22 protein-coding genes are annotated in these 25,648 nt (G+C 67.6%); 6 read left to right on the top strand and 16 right to left on the bottom strand.

Going from position 1 to position 25,648, the window contains the following annotated elements:
* Positions 1–29: 29 nt before the first annotated feature.
* Both AB4089_RS02300 and AB4089_RS02295 read left to right on the top strand, forming a co-directional pair.
* Complete coding sequence (locus tag AB4089_RS02300; RefSeq protein ID WP_441407716.1) at positions 30–1,001, top strand: amino acid ABC transporter permease; 972 nt, start codon at positions 30–32, stop codon at positions 999–1,001.
* A complete protein-coding gene (locus AB4089_RS02295) occupies positions 998–1,774 on the top strand; it encodes an amino acid ABC transporter ATP-binding protein (RefSeq protein ID WP_441407715.1) in 777 nt (258 codons plus the stop codon). The genes AB4089_RS02300 and AB4089_RS02295 overlap by 4 nt, the downstream gene beginning before the upstream one ends.
* 166 nt (positions 1,775–1,940) lie before the next feature.
* On the opposite strand, the gene AB4089_RS02290 is transcribed toward AB4089_RS02295, so the two are convergent.
* The 5 genes from AB4089_RS02290 to AB4089_RS02270 form a co-directional block, all read right to left on the bottom strand.
* Entirely contained in the window at positions 1,941–2,900 is a 960-nt protein-coding gene (locus AB4089_RS02290; protein ID WP_441407714.1) for a hypothetical protein, read from the bottom strand.
* A gap of 733 nt (positions 2,901–3,633) precedes the next feature.
* The gene (gene menD / locus AB4089_RS02285) at positions 3,634–5,364 is read right to left on the bottom strand and encodes a 2-succinyl-5-enolpyruvyl-6-hydroxy-3-cyclohexene-1-carboxylic-acid synthase (protein WP_441407713.1); all 1,731 of its coding nucleotides are present in this window, start codon (positions 5,362–5,364) and stop codon (positions 3,634–3,636) included.
* On the bottom strand, positions 5,361–7,184 hold the full coding sequence (gene argS / locus AB4089_RS02280; RefSeq protein ID WP_441407712.1) for an arginine--tRNA ligase: 1,824 nt from the start codon (positions 7,182–7,184) through the stop codon (positions 5,361–5,363). Before argS ends, menD begins: the two co-directional genes overlap by 4 nt.
* A 195-nt stretch (positions 7,185–7,379) precedes the next feature.
* Positions 7,380–9,476, bottom strand: coding sequence for a PhoX family protein (locus AB4089_RS02275; RefSeq protein ID WP_441407711.1), 2,097 nt, complete (start codon positions 9,474–9,476; stop codon positions 7,380–7,382).
* Between the two features lie 111 nt (positions 9,477–9,587).
* Positions 9,588–10,061: a MarR family winged helix-turn-helix transcriptional regulator gene (locus AB4089_RS02270; protein WP_441407710.1), complete on the bottom strand. Its 474-nt coding sequence runs from the start codon at positions 10,059–10,061 to the stop codon at positions 9,588–9,590.
* A gap of 295 nt (positions 10,062–10,356) precedes the next feature.
* Between AB4089_RS02270 and AB4089_RS02265 the strand changes: the two genes are divergently transcribed.
* Positions 10,357–10,974 carry a hypothetical protein gene (locus tag AB4089_RS02265; RefSeq protein ID WP_441407709.1) on the top strand — a complete coding sequence of 206 codons (618 nt, stop codon included), beginning with the start codon at positions 10,357–10,359 and terminating at the stop codon, positions 10,972–10,974.
* A 4-nt stretch (positions 10,975–10,978) separates the two neighbouring features.
* Positions 10,979–12,694, top strand: coding sequence for a LamG-like jellyroll fold domain-containing protein (locus AB4089_RS02260; RefSeq protein ID WP_441407708.1), 1,716 nt, complete (start codon positions 10,979–10,981; stop codon positions 12,692–12,694).
* A gap of 636 nt (positions 12,695–13,330) precedes the next feature.
* On the opposite strand, the gene AB4089_RS02255 is transcribed toward AB4089_RS02260, so the two are convergent.
* From AB4089_RS02255 to AB4089_RS02240, 4 genes are all read right to left on the bottom strand, one after another.
* Positions 13,331–14,380 (bottom strand): o-succinylbenzoate synthase, encoded by a 1,050-nt coding sequence (locus AB4089_RS02255; protein ID WP_441407707.1) that lies wholly within the window; start codon positions 14,378–14,380, stop codon positions 13,331–13,333.
* 178 nt (positions 14,381–14,558) lie between these two features.
* Positions 14,559–15,353, bottom strand: coding sequence for a class E sortase (locus AB4089_RS02250; protein ID WP_441407706.1), 795 nt, complete (start codon positions 15,351–15,353; stop codon positions 14,559–14,561).
* Positions 15,354–15,367: 14 nt separating this feature from the next.
* Entirely contained in the window at positions 15,368–15,652 is a 285-nt protein-coding gene (locus AB4089_RS02245) for a DUF6993 domain-containing protein (RefSeq protein WP_441407705.1), read from the bottom strand.
* Positions 15,653–15,674: 22 nt separating this feature from the next.
* Positions 15,675–15,800: a hypothetical protein gene (locus AB4089_RS02240; protein ID WP_441407704.1), complete on the bottom strand. Its 126-nt coding sequence runs from the start codon at positions 15,798–15,800 to the stop codon at positions 15,675–15,677.
* Positions 15,801–16,233: 433 nt separating this feature from the next.
* On the opposite strand from AB4089_RS02240, the gene AB4089_RS02235 reads away from it, so the two are divergent.
* Positions 16,234–17,211, top strand: a complete 978-nt coding sequence (locus tag AB4089_RS02235; protein WP_441407703.1) for a phosphatase PAP2 family protein — start codon at positions 16,234–16,236, stop codon at positions 17,209–17,211.
* On the opposite strand, the gene AB4089_RS02230 is transcribed toward AB4089_RS02235, so the two are convergent.
* The 6 genes from AB4089_RS02230 to AB4089_RS02205 form a co-directional block, all read right to left on the bottom strand.
* Entirely contained in the window at positions 17,205–18,419 is a 1,215-nt protein-coding gene (locus AB4089_RS02230) for an MFS transporter (RefSeq protein ID WP_441407702.1), read from the bottom strand. The two genes, AB4089_RS02235 and AB4089_RS02230, sit on opposite strands and share 7 nt — an antisense overlap.
* 81 nt (positions 18,420–18,500) lie before the next feature.
* Positions 18,501–19,742 (bottom strand): hypothetical protein, encoded by a 1,242-nt coding sequence (locus AB4089_RS02225; RefSeq protein WP_441407701.1) that lies wholly within the window; start codon positions 19,740–19,742, stop codon positions 18,501–18,503.
* A 124-nt stretch (positions 19,743–19,866) separates the two neighbouring features.
* Positions 19,867–20,604, bottom strand: coding sequence for a GAF and ANTAR domain-containing protein (locus AB4089_RS02220; RefSeq protein WP_441407700.1), 738 nt, complete (start codon positions 20,602–20,604; stop codon positions 19,867–19,869).
* A gap of 35 nt (positions 20,605–20,639) precedes the next feature.
* The gene (locus AB4089_RS02215) at positions 20,640–21,905 is read right to left on the bottom strand and encodes a MinD/ParA family ATP-binding protein (RefSeq protein WP_441407699.1); all 1,266 of its coding nucleotides are present in this window, start codon (positions 21,903–21,905) and stop codon (positions 20,640–20,642) included.
* Positions 21,906–22,035: 130 nt separating this feature from the next.
* Positions 22,036–22,179, bottom strand: a complete 144-nt coding sequence (locus AB4089_RS02210; protein ID WP_441407698.1) for a hypothetical protein — start codon at positions 22,177–22,179, stop codon at positions 22,036–22,038.
* A 531-nt stretch (positions 22,180–22,710) separates the two neighbouring features.
* A complete protein-coding gene (locus AB4089_RS02205; RefSeq protein ID WP_441407697.1) occupies positions 22,711–23,526 on the bottom strand; it encodes an MBL fold metallo-hydrolase in 816 nt (271 codons plus the stop codon).
* A gap of 218 nt (positions 23,527–23,744) precedes the next feature.
* Between AB4089_RS02205 and AB4089_RS02200 the strand changes: the two genes are divergently transcribed.
* Entirely contained in the window at positions 23,745–24,365 is a 621-nt protein-coding gene (locus AB4089_RS02200; protein WP_441407696.1) for a TMEM175 family protein, read from the top strand.
* A 319-nt stretch (positions 24,366–24,684) separates the two neighbouring features.
* Here the strand turns inward: AB4089_RS02200 and AB4089_RS02195 are convergent, their stop codons facing one another.
* A complete protein-coding gene (locus tag AB4089_RS02195) occupies positions 24,685–25,500 on the bottom strand; it encodes a LysM peptidoglycan-binding domain-containing protein (protein ID WP_441407695.1) in 816 nt (271 codons plus the stop codon).
* Positions 25,501–25,648: the final 148 nt, after the last annotated feature.

The raw sequence follows: 25,648 nt of genomic DNA, 5'->3' as shown, positions 1-25,648 counted from the left end.
CCACAACCCCACCAACAGCAGGGGAACAGATGGACAGCCATCAGGACACTGAAGCAGCACCGGTACTGAACAACGCAGTACCGGTGCGGCACCCCGGCCGCTGGATCAGCGCCATCATCATCGTCGGGTTCCTTGTCGCCTTCCTGCAGAGCCTGTTCACGAACCCCAACTTCCGCTGGGACGTCGTGGGCACCTACATCCTGGACACCAAGGTGGTCCAGGGCGTGATGTGGACATTGTTCCTGACGTTTGCCTCCATGGTCCTGGCGATCGTCCTGGCCATCCTCCTGGCCTTCATGCGGCAGTCCGAGAACTTTGTGTTCCGCTGGTCCAGCTGGACCTGGGTCTGGTTCTTCCGCGGCACCCCGGTGTACACCCAGTTGCTCTTCTGGGGACTAGCAACTGTTCTCTATCCGACGATCGTTCTCGGAATCCCGTTTGGTCCTGCAACCGTCACCTGGGTGACCTCGGATCCCACGCACGGCCTGATCCCGGCCATCCTTGGCCTGGGTCTTAATGAGTCCGCGTATCTCGCGGAGATCTTCCGGGCCGGCCTGAAGTCCGTAGACACGGGCCAGAGTGAGGCTGCCGAGGCACTCGGCATGACGAAGGGCAAGATCATGCGGCGGATCATCCTGCCGCAGGCAATGCGCGTCATCGTTCCGCCTACCGGCAACGAGACCATCGGCATGCTGAAGACCACTTCCCTGGTTCTGGCTGTACCGTTCACGCTGGACCTGACCTTCGCGACCAATGCCCTGGCCAACCGCATCTACCTTCCGATTCCGCTCCTGATTGTTGCTGCTTTCTGGTACCTGCTGGTGACCAGCCTGCTGATGGTGGGCCAGCACTTCATTGAGGCGCACTACGGCAAGGGCGTGGACAACCGGGTTCCGGCGGCAATCAACCCCGCGGCAGCCAAGGCCTCCGCGGCGATGGCCCCCAGCGCCGCTGCCGAGCCGGACCTGAAGATGGACTTCCCCGAGGAGGAGGCGAAATGACGATCACCACAGAACAGCCGCTGGTCAAGATCGAGGGCCTTCACAAGTACTACGGCCACCACCACGTGCTGCGCGGCATCGACCTGACCGTCAACCAGGGCGAGGTGTCGGTGGTGATCGGCCCGTCCGGTTCCGGCAAGTCCACCATGCTCCGCTGCGTGAACCTGCTGGAGACCATCAGCGCGGGACGCATTTCCGTGGGCGGCGAGCTGATCGGCTACCGCGAGGTCAAGGGCAGGCTCCATGACCTGAAGACCAAGGAAATCGCAGCCCAGCGGCGCGAGATCGGCATGGTGTTCCAGCGCTTCAATCTGTTCCCGCACAAAACGGCGATGCAGAACATCATGGAAGCTCCGATCCAGGTCAAGGGCCAGTCGAAGGCCGTGGCCCGGAAGCGGGCACTGGAGCTGCTGGACCGCGTGGGGCTCGGCGACCGTGCCGGCCACTACCCGAACCAGCTCTCCGGCGGCCAGCAGCAGCGCGTCGCGATTGCCCGGGCCCTGGCCATGGACCCCGAGCTCATGCTGTTCGACGAGCCCACGTCCGCGCTCGACCCGGAGCTCGTGGGCGATGTTCTGAACGTGATGAAGGACCTCGCCAAGTCCGGCATGACCATGATCGTGGTGACCCACGAGATCGGCTTCGCCCGCGAGGTCGGCGACCGTCTGACGTTCATGGACGGCGGCGTGGTGGTGGAAGCGGGCGACCCGCGCGAAGTGCTGGCCAACCCGCAGCATCCACGCACCAAGGAGTTCCTGAGCCGGGTGCTGTAACCGACCTGCACGTTGCCCGACCCGCAAGTTGGCTGACCCGGAAGTTGGCTGACGCTGCGCGAATGCCCTGTCGATGCGCAAATGCCCCGTCGCTGCGCGAATGCCCTGTCGCTGCCGGAATTCCGGTAGCGACAGGGCATTTGCGCGTCGCGGAACAGATTGCGCGTCATGGCCACCGTGCGGAACGGGCCCGACGGCGGGGCACACCGAACGCCGCCAGCTTCTGTTCCAGCCGGCCCGGCTCCATGAGGTCCGCCCAGGCCCACCGCAGCACCCGGAGCCCCGTGTCCCGGATCCGGTCTTCGCGCTCTTTCTCGTCCACGACAGCCTGCGATGCGGTCCTCCCCCTCAGGTATTCGGGTTTCAGATACTTCTCGACGCCGTCGAACTCGCCCACCAGCCGTGCTCTCTCCCAGAAGTAGTCCGAATAGCCCACGAGTCCGGACCCATCACGGATTTCGTGCTGCAGTTCCGGCGGCTGGAACCCTGCCACCCGCATGAGCGCGCGGCCGTAGGACTCCCCCGGAGACCCGGACCGCGGATCCGCGAATTCCACGGCAGCCAGGATCCGCCGGACGGCCGCGGCGGAGTAGTTGCCGTCGACGTCGGCCAGCAACTGTTCCTTGGAGAGCGCGGGCAACCCCTGGGCGGCGTCCGGCCGGAGCACATGGTCCAACGGAACGATAGCTTGGGCAAACGGTGTAAAAGCAGCCAGATCCAGCACTGTACGGATCCTTCCCGTGACCAGGAGGCCTTCGCGTCGGAACACCCTGAGACCGTCCGGGGCCGCGTAGTGCCTCCGTACCCCTGCCCGCGAGCGTCCCCCATCATTCTGGAGGGTCAAAGCATGGACCGGCTCGCCCAGCCCAATCATGGGCAATCCCCACACGGCCGCGGCGGAATGGCGGGCAAAGACTGTCGGAGCCGTAAATGACTCCGCCGCGGCGCTGACCCGGAGCCGGTACTGGTCCCAGGGCCGCAGCGCCTTCCAAGCCGCCCCGTCGACGTAGACGCCCTGGCGCACGCGAAACAGCGCCCCTGACCGGCACCGTTTGGCGAGCTCTTTCGGCGTAGTTCCCTGCTGGACGTGCTCGCGAGCCAGGATCAGTCTGGGCAATTCGTTCATGGATCGAAGATCCCAGCCCAGGTGCGCCGGCGCCATCAACGGCGGCCCGGATGTGGACAACCCGACGCGCGTTCCGCTCGGCGACGCGCATTCATGTCTGAACCGGCGGCGACGCGTATTCCGTTCGGCGACGCGCAAAATACCCCACGCGGCGGAATTCCGGTGTCGGCGGGTATTTTGCGCATCGCTGTGCACGAAGCGCGTCGCACCCACCCGGCGTCGCAACCACCCGGCGTCGCACCCACGCGGCCGGACATCCCACGAACCCGATGGGACAACGGCGACGCGCGTTCCGTTCGGCGACGCGCAAAATACCCCACGCGGCGGAATTCCGGTATCGGCCGGTATTTTGCGCATCGCTGGGCACGAAGCGCGTCGCACCCGGCCCGAGCCCGCACCCGCACCCACCCGACGTCGCACCCACGCGGCGGGACATCCCACGAACCCGAGGGGGCAACCCGACGCGCGATCCGTTCGGCGACACGCAAAATACCCCACGCGGCGGAATTCCGGTATCGGTGGGTATTTTGCGCATCGCTGGGCACGAAGCGCGTCGCACCCACGCGGCGGGACGTCCCACGAACCCGATGGGACAACGGCGACGCGCATTCAGTTCGGCGACGCGCAAAATACCCCACGCGGCGGAATTCCGGTGTCGGCGGGTATTTTGCGCATCGCCGGGCACGAAGCGCGTCGCACCCGGGTGCCGCGCGTCGTATACGGGGAGGTGCCGCTACGTCAGCGGGAGGCCTTCCACGGCCGTGGCCACCGCGGCCCGGATGGCGCGGTGCAGTTCCCCGAGCCGGTGCCGGTCCGTGCGCACTTCGATAATGCTTCGGCCCTCCAAAGGCTGGGACAGCGCTTTGGCGAGTTCCGCCGTCGTGCCCACCGCCTGATGCCCGACGCCGTATGCCGCGGCCAGGGCTGCGACGTCCACCCGCTGCGGGGTGGCGAAGAGGCGTTCGACGGCGTCGCCGTAGCGCCCCGCCGCGGCGACTGCGCCGTGCTCCAGGAGCCCAAAGATGGCACCGCCGGCGTCGTTGAGCACCACGATCCGCAGCTGGGGTTCGGCCTCCCCGGCGCCGAGCAGGAGTCCACCGGCGTCGTGCAGGAACGTCACGTCCCCCATGAACACGGTGGTTTCCTGGCGCCCGCCCAGCGCGATCCCCGTGGCGGTGGACGTGGTGCCGTCGATCCCGGCCAGGCCCCGGTTGGCGAACACGGTGGCCTGTGGTTCCGCGACCGGTGCCCCGGCGAGGTCCACGTCGCGGATCCCGTTCGAGGAGCCCAGCATCAGCTGTCCGCGGGCGTGCTTCCAGACCTCTGCGCCCACGGACGGTCCGGTCGCGGCGGGAGACGCGGCAAGGATCAGGTCCACGGCGTGCTGCGCGGCGGCTCCTGCCAGCAGCCAGGCATCGAGCCACGAGGCGGCTCCGCGGCCGGCGAACTCGGCCAGGTCCGCCAGGGATTCCAGCGGCAGTTCGGTGCGGCGGCCGGGTTCGTACCAGGCCACCGGGACGGGCTGGTACAGGGCCGAGGGGACATCTGCCCGCTCCAGCAAAGCGCTGACCGGCCGGGAGAGCGTCGGCCGGCCGAAGAGGACCACGCGCTCGATCGGCTGTGCCGAGTCCGCGCCGAAGTGGTCGATCAGCAGCCGGTAGGGGCCCACAGCGTTGGGTCCGAAGCGGGCGTTGGAGGACGGTTCGGCTAGCAGCGGCAGGCCGTGCGCGCGGGCGAACGCCTCGGCGACCGGGCCGGCGTCGTGCCCGGCCAGCACCACGGTGCGCCGCTCCGGCAGGGCGGCCGACGCGGCCGGAAAGTCCAGCGCCAGGGGGTTTCGGGCGGCCCGGTATACGCCGCGGCCGGCCGTAGCGGGAAGCCCGTCGCCCACGGCCGGGACCAGCGGATCACGGAAGGCCAGGTTGAGCTGCACAGGACCCGGAGGCGCGTCCTCGAAGGCCCCGGTGGCGGCGCTGAGGGCCGTATCAACGGCGCGCCGCGGATCGCTGCCCGCGGGCACGTCGGCGGCGAACCGTACGTGCTCGCCGAACAGGTCCAGCTGCACGGTGGTCTGGTTGGCGCCGGTGCCCCGCAGTTCCTCGGGCCGGTCGGCGGAGATGACCACGAGCGGCACGGCGGCGTGGTTGGCTTCCATGACGGCCGGCAGGAGGTTGCCGACGGCGGTCCCGGAGGTGGTCAGGACGGCGGCGGGGGCGCCGGTGGACAAGGCCACGCCCAGCGCCGTGAACCCGGCCGACCGCTCGTCGATCCGGACCAGCAGCTCAACCCGTCCGGCGGCCTCTGCCTCGGCCAGGGCGTAGGCCATGGGTGCCGAGCGCGAACCCGGGGACACCACCACCTGGCGCACACCGGCTTCGAGCAGGGTGTCGACGGCGATCCGTGCGGCCTCCACCGCGGCAAGGCCGGGCGTGGACGATCCCGGCGCGGAATCCGCCGGACTCACATGTTCTCCGGCGTTTCGATGCCCAGCAGCTCCAGGCCGCCGGACAGGCGGCGCAGCGCCAGCGCGCACAGGGCCAGCCGCGAGTCCCGCACGGATTCCTCGGCCTTGAGCACCGGGCACTGGTCGTAGAACGCCGTGAACAGCTGCGCCAGCTCAAACAGGTAGCCGCAGAGCCTGTGCGGCTCGAGCGCCTCCCGGACCTTGTTCAGCGTCGCGTCGAACTCCAGCAGGTGCAGGGCCAGGGCACGTTCCGCGGGTTCGACGACGGCGATCGCCGTCGCGGGCCCGCTTTCGCCGGTGGCGCCGGTCGCCGCAGCTGCGGATGCCGGCGTGCCGCCGTCGAGGCCGCTGGTGATCTGCTCCAGCACCCCGGCTTTGCGCAGGATGGAGCGGATCCTCGCCGCGGCGTACTGCACGTAGGGTCCGGTGTTGCCGCTGAGGGCGAGCATGCGGTCGAAGTCGAAGACGTACTCGGTGTCGTGGCCGGTGGAGAGGTCGGCGTACTTGACGGCGCCGATGCCCACCTGGCGGGCGGTCACGGCGCGCTCCTCCTCGCTGAGCTCGGGCCGGCTCGCGTCGATGACGGCCCGGGCCCGGTCCACGGCCTCCTCGAGCAGGGCCATGAGCTTCACCGGGGCACCCGACCGGGACTTGAGGATCTTCCCGTCCTCGCCGAGCACGTTGCCGATCTGCACATGCACGGCCTCGACCGTGTCCGGCAGCCAGCCGGCGTCCCGGGCGCTGGCCATGACCATGCGCAGGTGGACGTTCTGCGGGGCGCCCACGACATAGAGGATCCGGTTGGCCGCCAGGTCGCGGACGCGGTAGCGGATGGTGGCGAGGTCGGTGGTGCCGTAGCCGTAGCCGCCGTCGGATTTGCGGATGATCAGCGGCAGCGGCTGCCCGTCGCGGCCGCTGAAGCCCTCGGGGAAGGTGCAGAGGGCGCCGTCGCTGATCCGGGCCAGGCCGCGGTCCTCGAGTTCCTGGCACAGCTGTGCCAGATGCGCGTCGTAGGAGCTTTCGCCGGCGATGTGGTCGTCGGTGAGGCTGATGCCCAGCGTGGAGTAGATGGCGTTGAAGTAGCGCTTGGACTGGGCGACGAGCCGCTGCCAGACGGCGAAGGTCTCGGCGTCGCCGCCCTGCAGGGCGACGACGCGGAGCCGGGCCCGGGTGGCGAAGCCTTCCGCGTCCGTGGCCGAGGCATCGAACTTGGCCCGCGCGGCCTGGTAGAACGCGCTGGGGTCCTCCACCAGCAACGCCGCCTCCGGGGAGTCCTCGCCGATCTCGAGCCAGTGCTCGATCAGCATGCCGAACGGTGTGCCCCAGTCCCCGATGTGGTTCTGCCGGATCACGGTGTCGCCGAGTGCTTCGAGGACCTTGACGAGGCTGTCCCCCACCACTGTGGTGCGCAGGTGGCCGACGTGCATTTCCTTGGCGACGTTCGGGGAGGAATAGTCGACGACGACGCGCTGCGGCGTTGCGGCGGGCGTGACTGCCGTGGCCGGGGACGCGGCTTGGACCGACTCTGCGTTGAGCAGTTCCTCGATCCACGTTCCGTCATAGCTGAGGTTGATGAAGCCGGGCCCGGAGATTTCCACGCTGGTGCAGATGCCGTCCAGGTTCAGGGCCTCCACGATCTTTGCGGCGGCGTCCCGCGGCGGCAAGCCGGCCTTCTTGGCCAGGGACATGGCGGCGTTGATCTGGATGTCGGCGAACTGGGAGGGCCTGACCACCGGGTCCGTCTGCCGGAACTCTTCGCCGAACGCGGTGGCAATTGCAGCCTGGACTCTGGGGACAACCAATTCGGCCGGATTATTCACAGTTCCAAATTATCAGTTCGGGCCTCACCCCCGACGCTCCCCATATCCGCCGCCCGCCCGCACAAGCAACGCGGGGCCAGGTCGCGCCCATCCAGGGTCCCCAAACATGGGCGCGAAGTGACCCCGCGTTGCAGTGGTGCAGTGGTGCTGTGATTCTTTGGTGCAGCGGTGCTGTGGTGCTGTGGCGGCGGCTGGCTAGCCGTTGGTGCGGAACACCTGGACCACGGACGGACGCGGGGCGCGCACCTGGCCCGGCTTCGGCGTCGTGCCCGCGCCGACGTAGTCCGGGAAGTAGGAGTGCTGTTCGGCGAACGTGCCTTCCTCGCCGGGGTGCTGCACGGCGACGAACACGGTGCGCTCCTCGTCGTGGATGACCGGGCCGCAGGTCTCGGCGTCGCGCGGGACGGCGAGGAACTGTTCCACCCGGCCGCGTTCGGCACCGTCCAGGGTCACCTTGAAGAGGCCGTCGGCGTAGCCGATGCTGGAGGGCGCGCCGTCGGTGGAGATCCAGAGGTTGCCCACGGAGTCGAAGGCCACGTTGTCCGGGCAGGAGATGGGTGAGACCTGGCTGGCGGGGAACCCGGCGAAGTAGGCGGCGGAGTTCTTGGCCGGATCGCCGCAGACCATCAGCAGGTTCCAGCCGAACGTGGTGGAGGTCTGGTCCCCCGTCTCGGTGATTTCGACGATGTGGCCGTCACGGTTCAGGGTTCGGGGGTTGACCTCGGTGGCCCCTTCCTTGCCCGGCTTGCCGCGGTCCGCGTTGTTGGTGCAGACCACATAGACCTTGCCGGTGTGCAGGCTGGGCTGGACGTCCTCGCAGCGGTCCATCTTGGTGGGGCCCACCTTGTCCGCGGCGAGGCGGGTGTACACCAGCACTTCTTCCACGGACATTCCGGCCACCTTGGACTGTCCGCCCACCACGAGGGGCAGCCACTCGCCGGCGCCGTCGAAGGCCCCGTCGGCCGGAAGCTTCCCGGTGCCGTCGAACCCGGCCGCCGGGGAGTTGCCCGTGAACTTGGCGACGTACAGGTCACCCTCCGAGAGCAGCGTGAGGTTGTTCTTGCGGTCCGCCGCCGTTTTGCCGGGCCGGTACGTGCCGGCCGAGACGAACTTGTACAGGTAGTCGAAGCGCTCGTCGTCGCCCATGTAGGCCACCACGTGGCCGGACTTGGCGATGATCACGTTGGCGCCCTCATGCTTGAAGCGGCCCATTGCCGAATGCTTGCGCGGCGTGGAGGAGGGGTCGAAGGGGTCCACTTCCACAATCCAGCCGAAGCGGTTGGCCTCGTTCCCGTATCCGGGGTTGCGGGTGTCGAAGCGCGGGTCGTCGAGTTCCCACTGGCGGGCGGTGGGCTTGCTGGTCAGCCCGTAGCGCTTGTCCGAATCAGAGGTTCCGGGCGTGGCGAAATAGCCGTTGAAGTTTTCCTCGCCGGACAGGATGGTGCCCCACGGGGTGGTTCCGCCGGAGCAGTTGCCCAGCGTGCCCTTGATGGCCCGGCCGGAGGGGTCGGCGGCGGTCTTCAGGAGCGCGGATCCGGCGGCGGGGCCGTCGAGCTCGTAGGTGGTGTCCGTCAGGAAGCGGCGGTTCAGTCCGGCGCCGCGGACGTAGCTCCAGGGCTTGTTGGTGTTCTTGCGCTCCAGCTCCACCACGGTGAGGCCGTGGGCTGCCCGGCCGATCGCGCGAGTCTCGGCGGCATCGAACCCGGCCGGCAGCATGATGTTCTCGTTCGTGTATTCGTGGTTCGTGAAGAGGACGGCCCGGCGGTCCTTGGAGCCATCGATCGGCAGGATGTCCGTGTAGTCGTTGTTGTAGCCGAACTGGCGGGCCTGCGCCGCGGCGCTCTGGTGGTCGATGTCGAAGGCCGGCGAGTCGTTGAAGARCGGGTCGCCCCAGCGGATGACCGGCTGCCAGGTGAACCCGGCGGGGACGGTGAGCTGGTCGACGGCGGCGTCCACCGGAGCGATGGCGGTGAACTGCAGCTTGGACTTTCCAAACCCGTCCTTGGCGGCGGCCGCGAGGCCCGGGCCGCCATCGGCGACGGCGGGCCCGGCCGAGGTCACGGCGTTCCCGAACGCGACGGCGAGCGCGCCGGCGGCGCCGAAGCCCAAGGCGGCACGGCGGGACATCGTGGCGGAGGCGATGTCACGGAAGTAGCTGTTGGTGCTGGTGTTGCAGACTTCGCCCGAGCAGGCGTTGTCGCATTTCAGCGCGCAGGTGATGGGGCTCCGCTTGCCTTTGGTGTGGCCAAGCATGGGGAGCAGGGAAAACGTGCGTCCGGAGGAGACAGACATGGAGAGACCTTCCATGGGGTGAGTTGCGGTCGCGCCCACCCTTCCAGCCACGGACTACGCGGACCCGTCCCCCGGGTGAAGATCCGATGAACTCCCCTGTCGGCTCCGCGACTATTCCGGCGCTGTTGCGGCGGCAAGCAACCGCTGCCCGATTCCTTCAAGGAAGCTCGCGACGTCGGAAATGCTCTCTTCGTGCGATCCCGCGAGGACTGCCGCGGCAGCTTCGGCAAAGTGCTCCGTGGCCCACTGCATTGCGTGGGTCCCTGCCGGGCTCAGGTGCAGCAGCACGCTGCGCCGGTCCGTGGGGTTGGGCTTGCGGATCATGAAGCCTTTGGATTCCAGGCGGTCCACCATGGCGGTCACGGATCCGGTGGTGATGTTTAGCAGATTGCCGAGGGCCTTCGGCGTCATGCCGTCGACTTCGCCCACGAATGCCATCGCGTTAATGTCGATCGTGCCGATGCCCAGCTTCTCGGCCAGCCGGATCCTGAGGGCGTAGGTCCCGACGTCAACGCGCCGCAAGCCCTGGGTGATGCGCAGCAGCGCGTCCTTGTCCCCCGTCGACCCCTCAGGTTGGTCTGCCATGTCCCRCTCCTTGCTTTTGCGCCCAGCTACCTGCGGGCAATCCATCATAGGCGCCGCGCTTCAAACTGTGCTGCAGATCGAACCTCAATCCGCTTTCTGATCTACTTTACTCTCAAGCTAAATACTTTAAAAACCCCTAGAAACAAGGGGTGAGACGACCTAAAAACTAGGCGGAAAAACTTTTTGCTTGATTATCAAGCCAATCGTGTGTAGATTTACTTCTGCCGGCCCCGCTCAGGGGGCCGGCGCAGGTCTCATAGGGGCAGGGGCCCCAACTCATCACCAGGAGCACGTCATGGCAAAGATCTCAGCACGCACGGCCACTTGGGCCAAATGGGCAGTTGTCCCCGCAGCACTCCTGGTGAGCGGCGTCGCCGTCTCCCAGGCCTCCTACTCCGCCTTCAGCGCCAAAGTAGAGAGCTCCACGAGCAACTGGACCGCGGGAACGGTCGCACTCGACGGCGGCTCCACGAGTGGTGCGGGCGCAAACGCCTCGACAGCAATGTTCACCGCAACGAACCTGAAGCCCGGCTCGACCGGTGCCAAGTGCATCACCGTAACCTCCTCCGGTACCCTGGCCTCCACCGTGAAGCTCTACGGCACGACGCCGAACACCACTAAGGCTCTCAGCTCCAACATCGACTTGGTCATCACCGAGGGCACGGGCGCAGACAGCGCTTGCACAGACTTCGCCGTTCTGACCCCCGCCGCACCGACTTACACCGGCACTCTCGCGGCCTTCGGCACCGACAAGACCGGCTTCGCGACGGGCTGGGGTTCCTGGGCTCCGACCGGCACCGCTACGCAAACCCGCACGTACAAGATCGCGTACACGGTGAAGTCGGATGCCCCGAACGGCACCCAGGGTGGCACCGCTTCCATGGGCTTCACCTGGGAAGCACAGAACAGCTAATCCGATGCCCGGACCGAGCCGACTGCCCGCGACGTCCGGGCACCGTAGTGCCCGGACGTCCCGCGGAATCGTCGGCGGGACCCCGGACAACAACACCTCCCACAGGGCGGGTCACCGTTCACTCAAGGTGCACCCGGGGGTCCGCGCGGACCACATGGCCGCAGCAGCTGCCGCCCCCGGCGAAGGCACCGTCCCCGAGATTCACGACGGCGGCCCGGAACTCGCCAGCGTAGGAGCCGCCCGGCTGGCCGTGTCCCTAGTGGCACGGGCAGTCCTGTTCGCCCTCCTCGGAATGCTGGCGTGGGCCGTACTCCCCTTCGCACTGGGATGGCAACCTACCACCGTGATGACCGGCTCCATGGAGCCCCGGATCTCCGCCGGCGACGTCGTCATCGCCCGGCCAATCCCCACCGGAACGGCCTCCCTGGGCCACATCCTGCTGGTTGACGACCCGGACCATGCCAACAAGCTGCGCCTGCACCGCTATGTAGAGGACACGCCGGACGGCAACCTCGTCCTGCGCGGCGACGCCAACTCGGCCAACGATTCGTCCCCGGTCACGCCGGAGGCAGTTCACGGCGTGGCCGTGCTTCGCGTGCCCTTTGTGGGACTCCCTCTTGTCTGGATCGCCGAAAAGAACTGGGGTAGTCTCGCCGCGGTGTTCGTCGCGGTCTCTGCCCTGACCCTGGCAGCAGCCGCCGGTTCCAGCGCTGCTCCCCGCGGCGCATCCGACCCTTCCAAGACCCAGGGCCCTGCCAAGACCGAGGGGACGGACGGCCGGCAGCGGCCGACGCAAGCCCACACAGCCCGCCCCGGCCGCCCCGCCATCAGGCGGCGTTTCCGGGCAGCGACGCGAAGGACCCACGCCGTCCGCGCCTTGCTGTGCCTGGCCGCGCTTCCCCTTCTGGTGGCTCCGGAGCTGTTGCTGGCCGCGCCGGCGCACGCAGCGTACTCTGCCGCCGCGCCCACGAACGCCAGCAGCTTTGCCGCACTGAGCAGCTACCCGTGCCTGTCCCCCACGGTCCAGGACAACCCGTCTCTGTTCTTCGCGTTTAACGAGGACTCAGAGACCGTGGCCGAGGACGCCTCAGGCAGCGGCCGGAACGGCCTGCTGCGCGGCGCCACTACACGCGTCGCGGGTTCCTGCGCCGCCGGCCAAAGTCCTGCCCTGGCCCTGAACGGTTCCTCCGGCTACGTCAGCACCCCCCAGCTCCTCAGCGCTCCGGATACTTTCACAGTGGAAATCTGGTTCAAGGTAACGCCGGGGGCCACCGGGGGCCGGCTGCTGGGGTTCGGGGACGCCCAGACCGGAGACTCCACGCTCTCAGACCGCCACCTCTACATGACGGACAGCGGCGCAATCAGCTTCGGCGCCGCTACCCGCAACGGCAGCAGCCAAAATTACAAGGCAACCGCCATCACAAGTCCCACCTCGTATGACAACGGCCAATGGCATCTGGCCACGGCCACCATGACCCCTGCCGGGTCGGTCCTGTATGTGGACGGTGTGCAGGTGGCTGCCAACAAGGCTCTCGTTGCTGAGCGCGCCTACAGTGGCTACTGGCGCGTCGGCTACGACAGCATGGATTTCGACAAGAACAGGGACTGGCCCGGAGCCGCCACCAGCTCGTTCTTCGCCGGCAGCATCGACAACGCCGCCGTCTACCCCACGGCCCTCACCGCAGCCCAGGCCCAGGCCCACTACGCCGCCGGCCGCTGACCGTCCGCCTGCCTGTCCGCTGACGACGACGTCGTCGTCCGCTGTCGCCGTCGCCGTCGCCGTCGGCCAACCCGTGCCCGACCCGCGCCCAACCCGGGCTCAACCCCGCGGCGACACTTCCGGCGACGCGCATTCGCCCCGCCGACACGCAAACTCCCATTCGGCACCGCGAATACCTGCCGCTACCGGCATTCCGGCATCGGCAGGAAATCTGCGCGTCGAGGACATGCTTCCGCGTCGCCACCGTACCCGACCCGTGCTCAACCCGTGCTCAACCCGCGCCCAACCCGCGGCGACACTTCCGGCGACGCGCATTCGCCCCGCCGACACGCAAACTCGCATTCGACACCGCGAATACCTGCCGCTACCGGCATTCCGGCATCGGCAGGAAATCTGCGCGTCGAGGACATGCTTCCGCATCGCCAGCGCGCCCAACCCCCGCGCCCGACCCGTGCTCAACCCCGCGGCGACACTTCCGGCGACGCCCATTCGCCCCGCCGACACGCAAACTCCCATTCGACACCGCGAATACCTGCCGCTACCGGCATTCCGGCATCGGCAGGAAATCTGCGCGTCGTGGAGATGTATCAGCGGCCCCAGCCGGCCGCGCGCCCCGCGACGAGACGTGCGGGAACGTCACCTGCGCGAGGCGAGCACCGCGTGGACGCGGCGCAGCCGGTCCAGCCACCAGTCCCGGCGTTCCGGCGCGGACGCGTATTCCGCCAGCAGATTCGGATCGGCGCGGACCTCGCGGAGCCGGATGCCGCCGTCGTCGGGCACCAGGGAATCCCTGGTCACGTCGGCAGCCAGCAGGGAAACAGTGCCCAGCCCGCAGGCGTAGGGCAACTCGGGGAGGGCTGCGGCCAGCGCAAGCCCCGCGCGGATTCCCACCGAGGTGTCCAGCGCGGAACTCACGACGGCGGGCAGCCCCGCCTGCGCCACAATGTCCAGGGCGCGCGCCACTCCCCCGAGCGGCGCCACCTTCACAACGATCAGATCCGCGGCGCCGGCGCGCGCAACCTTGAGCGGATCCTCCTCTTTGCGCACGCTCTCGTCCGCCGCGATCAGCACGGGGACCCCTGCGGCCCGGAGTTGCCGCCGGACCTCGGCCAGCCCCGGGATATCGGGCACCGGCTGTTCGGCGTATTCGAGCCCGACGGCGGCGAGCCGCTTCAGTGCCGTGAGGGCCTCCGGCAGGTCCCACCCGCCGTTCGCGTCCACCCGGATCGCGGCGTCCGGCAGTGCTTCCCGGACGGCGGACACCCGGGCGGCGTCGTCGTCCAGGTTCTGCCCGCTTTCGGCAACCTTGACTTTGACCGCGTCCACCCGGCCGAAGCGGGCCAGGATCTCGGGCACCCGGTGCGCCGGCACGGCAGGGACTGTGGCGTTGACCGGAATGGTGTCCCGCAGCGGCGCAGGGAACCCGGACCAGCCGGCCTCGATCGCGGCGGCCAGCCAGCGGGAGGCCTCGGCATCGCCGTAATCGGGGAAGGGGCAGAATTCGCCCCAGCCCACCGGGCCCTCCAGCAGCAGGGCTTCGCGCTGCAGTATCCCGCGGAACTTCACCCGCATGGGCAGGCTCACAACATGGGCGCTGGCGAGGAGTTCACCCAGTTCAGGAAGCTGCTGGCCGGATTTCTCCGGATGGCGTCCGGGGCCGTCCGGCCGCGGCGAAAACGTGCCCATGATTGCGCCGCGCTCAGTTCTGGCCGACGGTCGCGTCGGTCAGATTCGTCACGTCAGCGACCCACGGAAATACAAAGTGGTCCAGGATCACAAGGACTCCGGCAAGTAGCACCAGGGAAATGGCGATCCTGAGCCACAGAGGCCCTGGAAGTTGCCGAAAAAGCCACGCGTACATGATCTAGCCCTTTCCGTGCAGCTCGGCGAGCTGTTTCGCGATGGGCGCCGGAGGGCCGGCGCTGAGCGGCTGCCATGACTCGAATACGGAGTATGCAATGATGCGCTCCTGGGAACCAAAGCGTGGGTTGCAGCTGGTCATGGTCAAAATCCGTTGCTCCGGCGTCGCGCCCGGCTCGGTGGGCACCGGCGCCAACACATCTGTCCGGTCCGGCAGGACTATCTCCTGGTTCCGGAAAACGTAGGTGTAGAACCCGTCGGCCGTCTGGACATAGATCTTGTCCCCAGGCACCAGCATGTGGATGTTGTCGAGAACTGCACCATGTGTCTGCCGGTGGCCCGCCACGACAAAGTTCCCCGGGGCTCCCGGCATGGCTGTTCCCGGATAGTGGCCTAGGCCGAGCGTGTCCAGGACGTCCTGGCTGGTGCCCTCGACAATCGGCCTGCTGTAATCGGCTCCGAGCCGCGGAACGTAGATGACCCCGATCGCCTCTCCGTGACCTGGCGCCTTGCCCACTGGCACGGGTGCCGCCCCCGGCGCGCTGCCGGCCCCCGTTTGCGGAGCGGCGTCAGTGATGGTTGCCGGATGCTGTTGGACGAATTGCTTGACGGCGGCCGACTGAACGCCGTCGGCTTCAACGTTGGTCCACCACAATTGCCAGGCTACGAAGAGCAGCGCCAGAACCCCGCCGGTCAGCAGCAGTTCACCCATGACCTGCACCACGAGCAGCAAGCCGCGCGGGCGTTTTCGCTGGCTCTCTTGCCGGACCAAGTCGCGGCGACTCAATACCCTAGACATGGCACTCCTGTTGATTACTGCTGGACGCTGCCAAGGAAGCATCGCCCGTTCGTGAGAACGGGCAACACTGAGGTTTCCAGGTTTGCGGAACGGATCTGCACCATGACGCACTGGCGGTCGGCCAGCACGCCGACTTCGACGGCATCCACGGCCAGGCCGGTGGGTGTGCGCGAGGCAGTGATCTCGACGGCGGCGGGGGCAACCCCGGCCGCGGCAAGGCTCGCCCGGATCTGCTCCCGGCTCGGTTGCGGAGATGAACGAAGTAGCGTCCCCAGGGCTTCCTCCACCGTGTGGGACATCCCGGTCGAGGCAGAAGTTCCGCTACTGGGCGAGGCCGTCCCAGGGACCGCCGGTGAGGCCGCAGGCGATGCGGCCGACGACGCTGCTGTCGCCGCCGACGCGGCGCTCACTGTGCCGGACGACGACGGAGGAGTCTCGGCCGAGCACGCGGCGGAGCAGATCAGTACCGGCAAAACAACTCCCAGCAGTCCTGGCACCCAGCGGCCCGGACGTGCGCGGACCTGATCAGGGGGGTGGGGAGTCATGGATTCATCCTGCCATGCGCACGTCCGCTTCCCCAGCCAAGGCATCGCGTGACGCGCCTCGGGCGGTTGCACGGCAACCAGAACGAGGTCCTTGATTGGGCCGGCATCGACTGGGGGTGAGTCCCTGGTCCAGGAAACTCGTCTCCGCCGGCCCCGCTCAAGGAGCGTGGTGCCGGGGGCGAACCGCGCCGGCACACTCGACTCTACGAATCCCGTTCCGGCGCGGCACGAGTAGTGAGTACTTGCTTTTTCGGCGGCCGCTACTTCCCCGCCGAGCCGGACCCTCCACCGGGCCCTTCAGCTGGCGTGCAGAGTTCTGTGGGACCCTTGATGGCATGACTTTTCGGCAGGAACGCACCCCTTGGGACCGGTCTGCCCAGGTCCAGGACACGCGACTCCAGGAGGCCCAGGTCCAGGACACGCGACTCCAGCAGCCCCAACGGTCCCCCGGCAGGGGAACGGCGGCCATGTTCGTGCTTGCCACCCTTGCCTGTACCGCCGTGCTGGCCGCCACGTATGTCTTCTTTGTGCGCACCGGCACCGGCCAGTTCATTGACGAATCCGCCCTCGTGGAGGCGGTGGAGCTCAGCGGCACCGCCGGCAAGGCCGCTACCAAACTGCTGGACTGGCTGCCGGCGCTCTCTGTGGCGATCGCGTCGATCGTGGTGGCCTTCGTCACCATCCTGCGGCGCCGCTGGTCTGCGGCCGCGATCGCGATAGCGGCCTGCGTGGGCGCCAACCTTGCCACCCAGGTCCTGAAGGACTGGCTGCCGGTCCGGCCGTACCGCGGCGTCGAGACGCTGGAACTCAATTCGCTGCCCTCCGGCCACACCACCATGGCTGCCTCCGCGGCCGCCGCCGTGTTCCTGATGGTCTCGCCGCGCTGGCGGCCGCTGGCCGGCTTCCTGGGCGGCAGCTTCGCCGTCGCCACGGGGGTGTCCACCCTGATTAACCAGTGGCACCGGCCGGCCGACGTGGTGGCTGCTTTCCTGGTGGTGGGGGCCTTCATGATCCCGGCCGGCTGGCTGATCATCCGGCGGGGCACGCGCTGGAACGTCTGGGACGGCTACAACAAGCACTGGGCCTCGGCCAGGCTGTGGGTGGCGCTTCCCGTGCTCACCGGCCTTGCCGCGGCCGGGGTGGCAGCGTATGCCATGCTGAGCGTCGGCGTGGGAGGTCAAGAGAACAGCACTACCAGCTACTTCTGGGCCGGAACATCGCTGATCGTCATTGCGGGCTACCTCGCCACGGTGGCCGGAGTGTGGTTGTTCGGCCTTGCGGCCACGCGAGCCAGTCGTTCAGCCAGTCAGTAGTTCCGGCGGTGCTTGAGGCGGGGAATGGTCACGGCGAACACCGCGGCCGCGGCAAAGCCGATCACGCCGGTCGCTGCCACGCCGGCCCTCAGAGACACGACGGCGGTAACGGCTGAGAGCAGCACGGGCCCGCCGGTGGACCCGGCGTCGGCCATGAAGCGCCAGATGCCCAGGAACTGGCCGCGACCGTTGTCCGGCGAGAAGTCGGCCCCAAGGGTCATGTTCAGGCCTGAACTGATCCCGTTGCCGAAGCCGATCAGGAGCGCGGCCAGCATGAGCGAGACGAAGCCGGTGCTGAGCGGAATCAGCACCATGGCCGTGCCCATGATGAGCGTGGACGGCACGGCCACCCATTGGCGGCCCTTGCGGTCCATCAGTTTGCCTGCCGGGTAGAACACGAGCATGTCGATCGCCCCGGAGATCCCGTAGATGAGGGAGGCCTGGGTGGGGTCCATGCCCAGGTGATCGGCCCACAGCGGGATGACCGCCTGGCGGGAGGCACGCAGCGCGCTCAGCAGCAGGACCCCCGCGCCCACGGTCAGGAAGACCCCCGCGTGGGACACCGCGATGCTGCGCAGGGTGGGCTGCTGCGGCGCAACGCCGTCGTCCGGCAGCGGCTTCGCCTCAAGGTCGGGGATCGTCACGGAGACGGCCGCGGCGGCGGCCATCGCCACGACGCCGGCCCAGTAGGCCCCGCTGATGCCGGCAAACTGCATCACGACGGCGCCGATGAACGGGCCGATGAAGATCCCGATCCTGTTGACGCCGCCCAGCGTGGACAGTGCCCGTGCCCGGACCATGACCGGCACGGCCTCGGTCAGGTATTTCTGCCGGGCGAGGCTGAACACGCTGGCGGCCATGCCCACCACCACCATTGCCGCCGCCAGCACCCAGAGGCCGCCGGAGAACAGCGGGGCGACGGCCGCGGCGGCGAGGGCCAACGCACTGGCGGCAGCGGCTCCCACGATCGCCCAGCGTTCCCCGAACTTCAGGGTGATCAGGGACGCCGGCAGGTTGAAGAACCAGGATCCGAGCCCGATCAGCGTGACAACCAGCGCGGCACCGGCCACGGAGGCTCCGAGGTCGCGGGCGGACAGGGCCACCACGGGCAGGATCGCACCTTCGCCCAGGCTGAACATCAGGGCCGGCCCGAACGCGGGAACGGCGATGCTGCGGAGGCTGAAGGGGGCGAGGCGTGTGGTGGTCATCCCCTTCATCCTAGGCATGTGCTGGGGCAGCCCCGGACTTTGATGGGTCCAGCGAGTCTGGGGCTGCACCCATGCTCAGCGTCAGCGGACGACGACGTTGGGGCTGTACCTGTACTCCGGGAAGGTCTTACCCGGGACCGTCACCGTCGTGGCAACGGAAACCAGGGCGCCCTTGTCGGCTGCCGTGAGTTTGTAGGTTTTCCCGGTGGCGCCTGGGATGGGCCTGTAGTTGCGGTACCAGGTCAATGCCGCCGTGGGATTCTTCTTCCACGTCGCGGTCAGCACGGACCCGACCGTCGCCTTGCCGGTAATGGAGGGCATGGAGCCTGCGGGCGGTGCGGCCTTGACCGTCGGGTTGAATGAGTCGGCCGCAACGATGGTGTCCGCATAGCCCTTCAAGGAGCCGGTGATCATCGCCGTCACCTTGCTGCCGACGTCGGCGGATGTGATCGTGTAGGTGGTGCCGGTCGCCCCGGGGATCGCCGCTCCGCTGCGCAGCCACTGGACGCTGTTCGTGGCACCGGCCTGCTTCCACACCGCGGTGGAGAGAAGCAGGGTATCGCCGGCCTCCGCATTGCCGATCGTGTACGGACCCCACTTGGGGTTTCTGGGATCACCGTTCAGTGGCTGCGGTGAAATGGTCAGCGGCTTCAGGGTGGACGGTTTGACCGGCAATGCGTAGGAGCTGCCGACCACTTTGCCGCCGTTGACGCCCTGGGCCCGCAGCACGATCAAGGCGTTGAGGTCGGCCTTGGTGAGCTTGTAGTTCAGGGTGGTCGCGCCTGGGATCGGGCTGCCGTTGCGCAGCCACTGGTACTTCACGCTCACCGGGACGGTCATCGCCCAGGGTTCTTTTTGGGTTCCGCGCAGGACACTTCCCGGGGTTGCCGTGCCCGTGACGATCGGTGCGGGGAAAGCAGCTGGGACAACGGCAGTGCTGTTCGAGGTCAGGGTGACGGGCTTGTGTCCGGCCTGAGAAAAGGTGGCCCGGTAGCTGAGCCTCTTGCCAACATCCGCAGCACCAACCTTATGGACGGGCCCGGTGTCTCCCGGAATCGGAACGCCGTTGCGGAGCCACTGGTAGCTCACCTTGGCGTCGACAGACCCGCCGCCATGGCTGATGAAAACTTCGCCGCCGACCTCAGGTATTCCGGCAGCTTCAACAAATGCCGGTGTTTTCACGGCGGGCAGGGCGGTGGCCTCGACCGCGGTACCCGGCTTGGCGGGCTGGACGTCGGCGGCGTGCGCCGGAATTCCGACGGCGGAGACGGACAATGCGGCGAGCGTCCCGGCAACGCCGAGACGGATGACTCTTCTCTTCAATTTTCCCCCAATACACGGACCCCGCCGGCACCCGGCGAGGTAATCGAGACACAGCCTATCCGGAACAAGGGGCTATCCGGCTACTATTTGTCCACTCGTTTGACGTCGCCGCGGGAGGCCGAGCCTACGCGTCGAAGTGGGTGCGGACTTCTTTGCTGGTGACGTTCCTGAGCACGTTCGCGGCGACGTCACGGAGCTTTTGGTTCCGGTTGCTGGACACCCGGGTCAGGATGGCCATGGCCTCGTCCTGGGAGCAGCGGTTTTGGGCCATGATCACGCCACAGGCGAGATCAATGGACGTGCGGTTTTCCAGGGCGGCCTGCAGGTCCTCGGCCCGGGACTGGAAGGTTCCGAGCCGTACGGCCAGCCGGAGGGCACGGCCGGCGAGATCGGCGAACCCGGCCGCCTCCGCAATGATGTCCTCAGTGAAGAGTCCCGTGTCCGCCCCGAAGAAGTTCAGGGCCGCGGCGGCGTCCTCGCCGATTTCCAGCGGAACCCCCAGCATGCTGTAGCAGCTTTGGGCTTTGAGTTGACGCTGGTACTCGGGCCAGCGGGGGTCTGTGTCTACATCCGCCAGCAGGACCACATCATTGGTCCGCAACGCCTCGATGCAGGGGCCGTCGCCGAGGCTTTGTTCGATGCGGTCCAGGGTGACCGCCCGCGGGCTGCTGCCCGCCACCGTCATGGACCGCTTCCGACGCCGCAGCGTGACGCCGCAGTCAATGTCGGCGTCGGCCGCGCGGCTCAAGGCAGCTGCCGAGAATTCGGCGAGGCGGCCCAGAAAGTCCTCTACGTTGTCCGTCCCGAGAAGCAGGTCCTGGAGGTGCCGGGCGGCGTCGTCCCCGACGTAGTTGTTGGCCATGCCTAAATGTACCGCGGCGGCCCGGCCGGGTGGGATCAGCTGTACCCGTCGACGATTGCCGCGGCAATCTCCCGGTAGGCGCGCCGCGTGTCGGGGCGGAGCACGTCCAGGGTGACGAGGTCGCCGTCGGCCACTCCGCGGTCGTGCGGGACCGCGATCAACTGGCGGCAGATGCCGGAGAGGTGTTCCTCGATCGCGTCCTTGTCCACGCGGCTGGACACCTCGTCCTTGTCCGTGATGACCACAACGGCGTTGCGCGCCAGGTCCTCGTAGCCGTGGCTGGCCAGCCAGTGCAGGGTACTGCGGGCCCGCTTGGCGCCGCTGACGGCGTAGCCCGCCGCGATGATCAGGTTGTCCGCCGACTGCAGGATGCCGCTCATGGCATTGTGCGTCACGCCCGTGCCGCAGTCGATCAGCGCCACCGAGTAGTAGCCGGCGATCAGCTTGCGGATCCGCAGGTAGGCCTCGGCCGTCAGTGAATCCGACACCTCGGGGTCCTGTTCACCCGCAATGAGGTGGAGCCTGCCGGCATGGTGCATGTAGCGGGCCAGGGCCGTCAGGGAATCAACGGACTCAATGTTCTTGAGCAGGTCCGTGATGGTGCGCGGGCTCTGCTGCTGGTAGATGCCCTCGCCCAGGGCGCGTTCCACGAGGTCGCCGGAATCGGGGTTGGCGTCGATCGCGCACGGAGGATCGCCCCGGAACTCGGCCAGGGTCAGGCCGACACCCACCGTGGTGGAGGTCTTGCCGATGCCGCCCTTCAGGCTCAGGACGGCCGTGTTGAAGCTGCCCTGGAGCTGGCGGGAGATGCGCCGGGCCAGCTCGTCTTCCTCACGCTGCCGGGCGCTCGGGCCCAGGTTCAGCCCGGTCAGCTTGTAAAGGCCGCCGCGGAACCCGCCCACGGGCCGGGGCTTCTGCTCGCGGACAAAGAGGCCCGGGGAACTGATGAAGTCAGGCAGCGGGCCGTCGGCCAGGGCCGCCGTACGGCTGGCGGAACGCGTGGAGCGGGCCGGCTGCGCGGGCACGGCAGGGGCGGCCTCGGGGGCCGGCGGCTTGCGGACAGGGTCCTGGGACGGTTTGGCGGGCTGGGACGGCGCGGGAGCGTCGGCTGCAGCGGCGGCCTCGGCCCAGGAACTGCTGGGGGCCGTCGGGCGCTGTTCTGCCTGGCTGCTCGAAATAATGGGCATGGTTCCTGTCCAGGCATCGGAGTCGTCGCCGCGGCGGTCACGCCGGCGCCGGAGGTCCGGCTGCTCTGCGTCCGCGGCGTCATTGGCAGTTTTGGTGTCCACCGGTTTGGACATGTTTATTCCCCCCAGGGATCACAGCGCAGGCCGCTGCGTTGCTTGTTTGAAATGGTCCAAACAGCAAGTCTAGGCCCAGATATGCTCAACGACGGACCAGCGGGCAGGGCGTGGCCGGGTTTCTGCGGATTTACCGCTGGAGCGCCAACACCACCACTGCGGCTGTCGCGATGGCCAGAACCGCGAGCCCCACATAGGCCAGCGCGTGGAGTCGCTTCCTCCGGGCCTCGCGTTTGGAATCCTTGGCGTAGTACCCAACCTTGTTTGTCCCCATGCCGGTGATGCTACATGCGCAATGTTTCAGATAGGCCACGTCAAGCGATTATTTCGCCAAGCGAACCGGCGTCACCGGGCCAGCTCCAAAGGCCGCTGGCAGCTACAAAGCTGCAAGCGCCACAAAAACCACGCAGGCGGTGGCAGCCGTCAAGAGCGCAAGGCCCACGTAGGAACGCCACTTGGGGCGGGACCGGTGGGGGTTGATGTCGATGTACGGCACTGTCAAAGCTCCTGGCGGCGAGTAACGGAGGTGAGCCCGTGCCTGCGGCGCCTGAGGCGAAGCAGCACGTAGAACACGGCGGAGAGTAAAAGAAGGCTCCCCAGCAAAATGCACAGCGCAAAGACATAGCCGGGCAACGTCACAGGTGAGACCTCCTGAAAGCAGCGACATCATTGACGCGTGCCCGGGATCCCCATCCCTGGGCAAAGCTGGACGCTGTGAGAGCGGGCCCACGGAAAGGGACCCGGGATGAGATTACTCACAGGCTACCGGCGTTGTCCATTCGACTCGCCATTAGCCCGCCTCTCTCTAGCGGCCGGCGCCCGTGTCCTGTAGGCGCTTGATGAACCAGCGCGACTGTTCGGGCCCGTACGGCAGGATCGGGATGGCCTTCGTAGCGTCGTCCGGGGTTTCCCGGGTGGCCTGGATTGCCTGCCGGACCGCGGTGGTCATGGTGTTGGCCATGGTCTTGACGAACTCGTCGCTGCACGGTTCGCCGTGGCCGGGAATCAGGAATTCGTAGCGGTGCCGCAGCGCGGACAGGTGCCGGAGGGCGTCTGCCCAGTCTTCCGGGAATGAGTCCTCGAAGGATGGGTGGGAACCCTGTTCCACTAGGTCGCCGGCGTAGAGGGTGCTGGCCGTGCCCACCAGGAGGTCGCCGTCGGTGTGCCCACGGCCCAGATAGAACAGCGTTGCGGCCTGTCCGCCCAGGTCCACCAGGACGGGCTGGTCCTTCACGATCGCGTTCGGTACCACCAGCTCAGCGTCGGCGCCCTGCCCGGCCGCCATCTCCGGTTCCGCCGAGGCGACGAGCCGGCGCTGCTCGTCGCCGTTTTCCTCGATCTCCGCGGCGCAGTTTCCGTGCGCCCAGAATTCCGTGACGCCATCGCTGGCGAAGACCGCATTGCCGTAGAAGTGGTCGTAGTGGGCGTGCGTGTTGACGACGACGAGCGGCAGGCCGGTCTTTTCCCGCACGGCGGCCAGGATCTCCCGCCCCTGCCGGGGCCCGCCGCCGGTGTCGATCACCATGGCGCGTTCGGTGCCCACCACCAGACCCGTGTTGAGCAGGGAACCTTGAGTGGTCAGTACGTAGTTGTCCGGACCGACCTCGAGCCAACGTGACATTAAATCTCCGTAATTCAGACGCTATTCCGGCGTTTTGGTGCGCTGTTCAGGCCTCGATTCTACCCGCGCCGGCTGGCAATTGCCGGAGGGCATGCCGTCCCGCGGTGGCGGGCGGGCGAGTCCGCAGGCCATCGCCGTAGCCGGTGCCACGGTGTAGCCTGTGGGCTACTTCCCTTGATGAGCCATTTGCTCCGCCGAACGATTGGGGGTGGCTCCCGATGAATTCCGGCACGTCCCTGGAACGGATGGTGTTCTTCAGCGACGCCGTCTTCGCGATAGCCCTGACCCTCCTGGCCCTGGACCTGACACTGCCCGAGGGCATTCCCGCGGACCAGCTCGACAGCGCCTTGATTGCGGCCTGGCCTCAGTTGCTGGCGTACGCGCTGTCCTTTGTCATCGTCGCCAAGACCTGGATGTCCCACCACTCCGACTTTGCCCTCATCCGGCGCTTTAATGCGACCCTGGCGTGGCTGAACCTGGCGCTCTTGTTCTTCATCGCCATGCTGCCCGGTCCAACGTCGATTCTCAGCGACTACGGGGACGACCCCACCCCGTGGCCGAGCGTTCTGTACGCCGCCAACATCGCCGCGGTCTATCTCATGATGGCGGGCATCTGGGGCTATGCGAAGCATGCCGGCCTCATGGACCGCGAGATGGCCGCCCACGTGCACCGGCGCATCTTCTACGCGCGCATCGCCGTAGCCCTGGTCTTCCTGCTCTCGATTCCGGCCGCGTTCGCCCTCAACTCTTACACGCCGTTTTTGTGGCTCCTGCTGCTGCCGGCGTCGTGGCTGGCGCGCTGGCTGGCGGCCTCGGCGGAGAAACGAGCGGGGAGCTAGTACTGACGCGCGAGTGCGAGATAAACAACCGTTAGCGTGGTGACCGCCAGGACAGCGARCCCGGCAAACTGTGCGAATCGCCAGGCACGCCGCCTCGAGTCACGCCTAGCCTCACGCCCATGAATGTTGTAGCTCGTGCTCATCTGGTCTCCCCAACTAAGTCCCATAGCCGTCAAGATCGGGATTTCACCCACGCGACTAAGCCTGCGAGATTGGGACAGTTCTGAAACAGCGTGGCGAGTACTTGTCTTCGCATCACCTGACCACTTGCTTCGTTCGGAGGACCACTAGTGCGAGGTGTCCGGTATCCGAAGCGAACCTAGTTCAGTGCGATCAGCAGCATCTGGTTCGTGCCGGGGATGCATGTCTGCAGGATCGCCCGGGGGAAGCCGCCAAACACGGCCGAAACGTCGTTGGTATTACCGCCCTGGGGAACCCGCCCGCGGCCCGTTGCCTTATAGGTTCCGAAGCCGGGGATGTTTACCGTTTCCCCGACCCCGATCCCGGAGAACCGCGCCCACCCCCCGCACCAGTCGTGTTCGGTGATGAACAGCGAGAATGCGTCTGTGGGGGTGAAGTGGATCGGGCCGATGCAGCGGTCCACCATGGACTGGCCTCCGGCGCCGGCGATGTGAATGGTCCGAACTCCCGGCGCTGCAGCAGCGGCCTCGGCAGGAGCCCTGCGCGCGGGAGGCGCTGCGGGAACGCTGACAGGAGGGCCTGAGAGTTTCAGCGTCTGGCCAGGGAAGATCAGGGTGTACACGCCCAGCCCGTTGGCGGCGAGCATTTGGTAGGCGTCGACGCCGAAGCGGTTGGCAATAGCACTGACCGTGTCGCCCGCCACCACCACGTACGCGTTGGTGGCAGTTGCACCCGCTCCAGCACCTTCCGGCACCGCTGCCGGCGCGGGCTCCACGACCGCAGCCGCGGCGGCGGGCACGGAGCCCGTGTTGTCGGCAGCTGGAGGCTTGACCTTCTCGGGAACGGCCTCGGCCGTCGTCGTTGTGACGGCGGCAGCCGAGGAACCCGGGTCCGGAGGGTCTTTCGTGGGCTCCACGCTTGTGGCCGAAGGGCTCTGAGTGGCCGCTGCTTCTGTCACTCGAGCGGCCGGTTGAAGCGCCAGGAATGCTGCCATGGCGCAGACGATCAGGAGGCCTACTGTGGTGACGAGCAGAATGAAACTGTTTCGTGCTAACCGGCGGCGTCTCGGAAGCGCATTTTCCTTCGGGTCCATCTGAATCAGCCCGACCCCGTGTCTCGGCGGCTAACCGGAGACCATATCC

The organism is Arthrobacter sp. 2MCAF15 (assembly GCF_052115605.1).
Lineage (GTDB): Bacteria > Actinomycetota > Actinomycetes > Actinomycetales > Micrococcaceae > Arthrobacter.
This window is presented reverse-complemented; position numbering and strand designations above follow the sequence as displayed.

What these genes read in the sequence shown, in the direction of transcription:
- AB4089_RS02230 (WP_441407702.1), bottom strand. Translation starts at nt 18,419, where the DNA reads ATGACCACCACACGCCTCGCCCCCTTCAGCCTCCGCAGCATCGCCGTT.
- AB4089_RS02265 (WP_441407709.1), top strand. Translation starts at nt 10,357, where the DNA reads ATGGCAAAGATCTCAGCACGCACGGCCACTTGGGCCAAATGGGCAGTT.
- AB4089_RS02205 (WP_441407697.1), bottom strand. Translation starts at nt 23,526, where the DNA reads ATGTCACGTTGGCTCGAGGTCGGTCCGGACAACTACGTACTGACCACT.
- AB4089_RS02250 (WP_441407706.1), bottom strand. Translation starts at nt 15,353, where the DNA reads ATGTCTAGGGTATTGAGTCGCCGCGACTTGGTCCGGCAAGAGAGCCAG.
- AB4089_RS02295 (WP_441407715.1), top strand. Translation starts at nt 998, where the DNA reads ATGACGATCACCACAGAACAGCCGCTGGTCAAGATCGAGGGCCTTCAC.
- AB4089_RS02245 (WP_441407705.1), bottom strand. Translation starts at nt 15,652, where the DNA reads ATGTCCCACACGGTGGAGGAAGCCCTGGGGACGCTACTTCGTTCATCT.
- AB4089_RS02200 (WP_441407696.1), top strand. Translation starts at nt 23,745, where the DNA reads ATGAATTCCGGCACGTCCCTGGAACGGATGGTGTTCTTCAGCGACGCC.
- AB4089_RS02255 (WP_441407707.1), bottom strand. Translation starts at nt 14,380, where the DNA reads ATGGGCACGTTTTCGCCGCGGCCGGACGGCCCCGGACGCCATCCGGAG.
- AB4089_RS02290 (WP_441407714.1), bottom strand. Translation starts at nt 2,900, where the DNA reads ATGAACGAATTGCCCAGACTGATCCTGGCTCGCGAGCACGTCCAGCAG.
- AB4089_RS02195 (WP_441407695.1), bottom strand. Translation starts at nt 25,500, where the DNA reads ATGGCAGCATTCCTGGCGCTTCAACCGGCCGCTCGAGTGACAGAAGCA.
- AB4089_RS02300 (WP_441407716.1), top strand. Translation starts at nt 30, where the DNA reads ATGGACAGCCATCAGGACACTGAAGCAGCACCGGTACTGAACAACGCA.
- AB4089_RS02235 (WP_441407703.1), top strand. Translation starts at nt 16,234, where the DNA reads ATGACTTTTCGGCAGGAACGCACCCCTTGGGACCGGTCTGCCCAGGTC.
- AB4089_RS02220 (WP_441407700.1), bottom strand. Translation starts at nt 20,604, where the DNA reads ATGGCCAACAACTACGTCGGGGACGACGCCGCCCGGCACCTCCAGGAC.
- AB4089_RS02215 (WP_441407699.1), bottom strand. Translation starts at nt 21,905, where the DNA reads ATGTCCAAACCGGTGGACACCAAAACTGCCAATGACGCCGCGGACGCA.
- AB4089_RS02210 (WP_441407698.1), bottom strand. Translation starts at nt 22,179, where the DNA reads ATGGGGACAAACAAGGTTGGGTACTACGCCAAGGATTCCAAACGCGAG.
- AB4089_RS02260 (WP_441407708.1), top strand. Translation starts at nt 10,979, where the DNA reads ATGCCCGGACCGAGCCGACTGCCCGCGACGTCCGGGCACCGTAGTGCC.
- AB4089_RS02270 (WP_441407710.1), bottom strand. Translation starts at nt 10,061, where the DNA reads ATGGCAGACCAACCTGAGGGGTCGACGGGGGACAAGGACGCGCTGCTG.